The 4,368-nt window shown below is 64.6% G+C and carries 1 protein-coding gene; it reads left to right on the top strand.

Annotated features, from left to right (window positions below):
* Nucleotides 1–4,368: condensation domain-containing protein (locus A9W96_RS15730; protein WP_156765266.1), on the top strand; the 4,368-nt coding region annotated here is incomplete at both ends.

The raw sequence follows: 4,368 nt of genomic DNA, 5'->3' as shown, positions 1-4,368 counted from the left end.
CGGTGCCGGTAGGGGTGGTTGGTGAGTTGTATGTGGCCGGTGCTGGTGTGGGGGTGGGGTATTGGCGGCGTGCGTCGTTGACGGGGTCGCGGTTTGTGGCGTGTCCTTTCGGGGGGCCGGGTGCGCGGATGTATCGCACCGGGGATTTGGTGTGCTGGACACCCGATGGGCAGTTGCGCTATGTGGGTCGCGCTGATGAGCAGGTCAAGATTCGCGGGTATCGCGTCGAGCTGGGGGAGGTGCGTAGCGCGTTAGCTGGTGTGGCGGGGGTGGAGCAGGCGGTCGTCGTCGCTCGTGAGGATCCACCTGGTGATAAGCGGCTGATCGGATACGTCACTGAATCATCAGTGGGTGCTGTGGATCCCGGCAGTGCTCGTGCTCGACTGGGTGAGCTGTTGCCGGCCTATATGGTGCCGGCTGCGATCGTGGTCCTCGACGCCATGCCGCTGACCGTCAACGGCAAACTCGACACCCGCGCGCTACCCGCACCCGAATACAGCGCTGCTGAATATCAGCCTCCCCGCAATCCCATCGAAGAGATCCTCGCCAACATCTATGCCCACGTCCTGGGCGTGCAGCGGGTCGGGATCAACGACTCCTTCTTCGACCTCGGCGGCGACAGCATTTTGTCGATGCGGGTGGTGGCGCATGCCCGCGCCGCTGGTGTTCTGTGTCGGCCTCGGGACGTGTTCGTCGAGCAGACGGTGGCCGGTCTGGCCCAGGTGGCTGCTTTCGCCGGTGCCGCGCCGGATGTTGTCGACGAAGGCGTCGGGCCGGTCGCGGCGACGCCGATCATGCACTGGTTGCACGACATAACGGGGCCAACCGATCAGTTCAACCAAGCGCTGGTTGTGCAGGCTCCGGCGGGAGTCGGCGACGCCGATGTCTCGGCGGTGTTGCAGGCGCTGGTAGATCGACACGCCATGTTGCGGCTGAAGACTCTGGACAACGAGGCCGGTCAATGGTCGCTCGTCGTCCTCGAGCCGGGTGCGGTGGATGTGTGCGACTGTCTGCGCTCGGTCGATGCATTGTCCCATGAGGCACTGGTGGCGGCGCGCTCGCGGTTGAACCCCGCTGCCGGGGCGATGCTGAGTGCGCTGTGGGTACCCGATACCGGACAGTTGGCGTTGCTCATCCATCACCTGGCGGTTGACGGGGTGTCGTGGCGAATTCTGTTGGAAGACCTCAACATCGCGTGGGCTCAACGCCACAACGGTGAACCCGTTTCCCTGCCGGTCGGGGGCACTTCGTTCGCCAGCTGGTCGTCGCTGTTGGAAGAGTATGCCCGTAGCCCTACCGTGTTGGGCTTGGTCGACACGTGGGCCCAGGCTTTGGTGGTTGAGCCTGCATTGCCACCGGTGCAACCGGACATCGACACCTACGTCACTGCTGGGCGTTTGTCGCTGGCATTGGATGCGGGCACGACGCGGCAACTGCTCAGCGTGGTTCCGGCGGCGTTTCACGCCGGGGTGCAGGATATTCTGTTGATCGCATTCGCCTTGGCGTGCAACGAATTCCTCGGTGCCGCGGGGGCGCCGATCGGCATCGATGTCGAGGGCCACGGCCGTCACGAGGAACTGGCCGACAATATCGACCTATCGCGGACGGTGGGGTGGTTCACCACCAAGTACCCGGTGACGTTAGCGACCCGTGAGCTGTCCTGGAAACAGGTCTGCGCCGGTGATGCAGCGCTGGAGACGGTGATCAAGGATGCCAAGGAACAGCTGCGCGCGATGCCGGAAGGGTTGACCTACGGCTTGTTGCGGTATTTGAGTCCCGACGCGGATCTCCGCGGGCCCGAACCGGTGATCGGGTTCAACTATTTGGGGCGTCTCGGCGCGGGTGTGGGCGACTTATCCGACGATCTGTGGCGCGTCAGCCCGGAGAGTTTGTTGGCCACGAACGTGGCATCGGCAGTGCCGATTCCGCTGGCGCACACCGTGGAGCTCAATGCCGGCACCATGGATACCGAGACGGGCCCGATTCTGCAAGCCGAATGGACGTGGGCGTCATCGGTCCTGAGTCATGCGCAGGTCGCCCGCCTGAGCCGGCTCTGGTTCGACGCCTTGTCCGGTATCTGCACCCATGTCCGCGAGGGCGGGGGAGGACTGACGCCCTCCGACATCGTCCCGGCTCGGCTGAGCCAACAACAGATCGACGAGCTGCAACAGCAATACCGGATCGCTGACGTGCTACCGCTGACGCCCTTGCAGCAGGGCCTTATGTTTCACGCCACCCTCGCCCACGGCTCGGACAACGACGTCTACGCGGTCCAGCTGGACATCACCCTCGTCGGGCTTCTCGACCGATTCAGGCTGCGCGATGCGGTGCACACGAGCATCAGCCGCCACCCCAACTTGGTGGCGCGATTCTGTGACCATTTCGACCAGCCCGTACAGATCATCCCGGCCGACCCGGTAATCCCTTGGCAATACCTCGAACTCGATGTCGACGAGCAGATCGACGCGTTGTGCGCTGCCGAGCGGGCCGCAGTGTGCAATCTGGCCGAACACCCGCCCTTCCGGGCTGCGCTCATCGCTGTTGCGCACGACCGGCACCGGTTGGTGCTGACCAACCATCACATTGTGGTGGACGGTTGGTCACTGTCAATGCTGGCGCAAGAGATTCTCGCTAGTTACGACGGACACCGGTTACCGGAGCCCACGCCCTACCGCAGGTTCGTGACCTGGCTGGCTGGCCGCGACCTCGCAACCGCACGCGTGTCCTGGGGCGAGGTATTGGCCGGTCTCGACGCCGCCACCGTCCTCGGCTCTGCGGGCCGGCTAGGGCTCGGGCGACGAGGCTGCAGATCTTTCGCGATGCCAGCGGCGACCACGGTAGCCATTCACCAGCTGGCGCGTTCGCAACACACCACCGTCAACACGGTGCTGCAGGCCGCGTGGGCGGGATTGCTGATCGAAATGACCGGCCAGCACGACGTGGTCTTCGGCACCACCGTGTCGGGAAGATCAACCGACCTGGCCGGGGCGGAATCGATGATCGGCCTACTGATCAACACGGTGCCGGTCCGCGCGAATGTCACCTCGACGACCACCGTCGCGGGCTTGCTGAATCAATTGCAGAACGCTCACAACAACACTCTCGAGCACCAGCACTTGGCGCTCGGCGAGATCCAGCGTCTCACCGGCCACGACCAACTCTTCGACACTCTGTTCGTCTACGAGAACTATCCGATCGACATGGCCGCGCTGTCCGGCACCCAGGATTTGGTTGGAACCGACTTCGCTGCAACCGAATACAACCACTACACGCTGACGGTACAGGCCACACCCGGCCGTGAAATTCGCCTGCGCATCGAATACGACACCAACGCGTTTGACGACGCAGCCATCGACGTCCTGGGCGACCGATTCCGACGACTGCTAGTCTGCATGGCCGCCGACCCCGAGCAACGGCTGTCATCAATGGCTGTGCTCGATTCCGGCGAGCGCGACTTGCTCGACGAGTGGGGCAACCGCTCGGTGCTGACCGCGCCGATGACGAGGCCGACGTCCATTCCAGAGGCGTTCGCCGCCCAGGCGGCCCGGACACCGCACGCGGTGGCCGTGACCTTCGACGGTCGCAGCATGACCTATCGGAAGCTCGACGAAGCATCGAACCGGTTGGCGCATCTGCTGATTGGGCACGGCGCGGCCCCTGGTGAACGGGTGGGCGTGGCTTTACCGCGTTGCGGTGAGGCGATCGTCGCGATCTTAGCCGCGCTCAAGGCCGGGGCCGCCTACGTGCCGATCGACCCGATAGTGCCACCGGCGCGCATCGAGTTCATCCTCACTGACGCCGCACCATCGGCGGTGATCACCAGCGCGAGTCTGCGTCCACGACTCGGCGGATTCGCCGGGCCCGTCATCGAGATCGATGACCCCGCGATCGACACCCAACCCACGACGGCGCCGGGCGCGCCGGCGCCGGAGAACATCGCGTATTTCATCTATACCTCCGGCACCACCGGCACGCCCAAAGGCGTTGCCATCGCCCACGATAACGTGACATGGCTGGCCAGGGCCCTCGACCAGAGCCTGCCACCAGGGCAGGTGTGGACCCAGAGTCATTCCACTGCCTTCGACTATTCGGTCTGGGAAATCTTCGGGGCACTGCTGCAGGGCCGGCGCCTGGTGGTAATACCCGAGTCGTTCGCCACTTCCCCCGAGGACTTGCGCGCGCTGCTGATCGCCGAAAAGGTCAGCGTGTTGACCAGCACCCCGTCCGTTGTGGTCGCGCTTTCGCCCGAGGGGTTGGAGGCCACGACGGTGGTGGTGGCCGGTGAAGCCTGCACCACCGAAGTAGTGGATCGGTGGGCAGCGTCCGGGCGGCTGATGATCGATGCCTACGGCCCAACCGAGCTCACCG

Origin of the sequence: Mycobacterium sp. 1245852.3, from assembly GCF_001669335.1 — a bacterium.
Classification (GTDB): Bacteria; Actinomycetota; Actinomycetes; order Mycobacteriales; family Mycobacteriaceae; genus Mycobacterium; species Mycobacterium europaeum_A.
The sequence above is the reverse complement of the archived record's forward strand: the minus strand, read 5'-3'. Positions and strand labels throughout refer to the sequence as shown.